Raw genomic sequence first — 666 nt, 5'->3', positions numbered from 1 at the left:
GCGCTTTGCTAGTGATGACCGGCTTATCATTGGTGCCCGTCACCGTTACCTCAACGGTTTCAGTGATCTTCGCGCCCTTATCATCGGTGATGGTCACCAACATAGATTCGGTGTGGGTCTCACCTGCTGCAAGGTCTTGATGGTGTTTATTGTCTAGCGTATAGGTCCAGGTGCCAGAGCCTTGATTCAACGTGAAGTTACCGTAGGTGCCGTGATGGCTGCCTGCGGTGTAAGTTAAAACCGCGCCATGGTCGACATCGGTTGCGATCACTTGGCCTTTGGCGCTTAAGGTGCCGTCTTCGTTAACACTGCCTGTATGAGTATCGGTCTGCAGAACGGGCTTATCGTTGGTGCCCTCGACTGTCACTACCACCTGTTGGGTTGTGGTCGCGCCTTTATCATCAGTCACGGTAACCAACATGGTTTCGGTGTGCGTTTCACCCTCAGCAAGCGCTTGATGCGCGCTGTTGTCTAGGGTGTAGTGCCATTTGCCTGAGCTTGGGTTTAGGGTAAATACCCCGTACTGGCCTTGCAGGTTATCTGGCGTGTACGTCAATACGGCGTTGTGATCTGCATCAGTCGCGGTTACTTGGCCGTCGACAAATAGGGTCGCGTCTTCTTTAACGGTTGCCGCTTGCGCTTGGCTGGTGATGACTGGCTTATCAT

The 666-nt window shown here is 53.2% G+C and carries 1 protein-coding gene; it reads right to left on the bottom strand.

Annotation, left to right across the window (positions count from 1 at the left end; all coding sequences use genetic code 11):
* Window positions 1–666: VCBS domain-containing protein (locus AB4585_RS22525; protein ID WP_372171043.1), on the bottom strand; the 666-nt coding region annotated here is incomplete at both ends.

This window comes from Vibrio sp. 10N.222.49.C9 (genome assembly GCF_041474985.1).
Taxonomy (GTDB): domain Bacteria; phylum Pseudomonadota; class Gammaproteobacteria; order Enterobacterales; family Vibrionaceae; genus Vibrio; species Vibrio crassostreae_C.
This window is presented reverse-complemented; position numbering and strand designations above follow the sequence as displayed.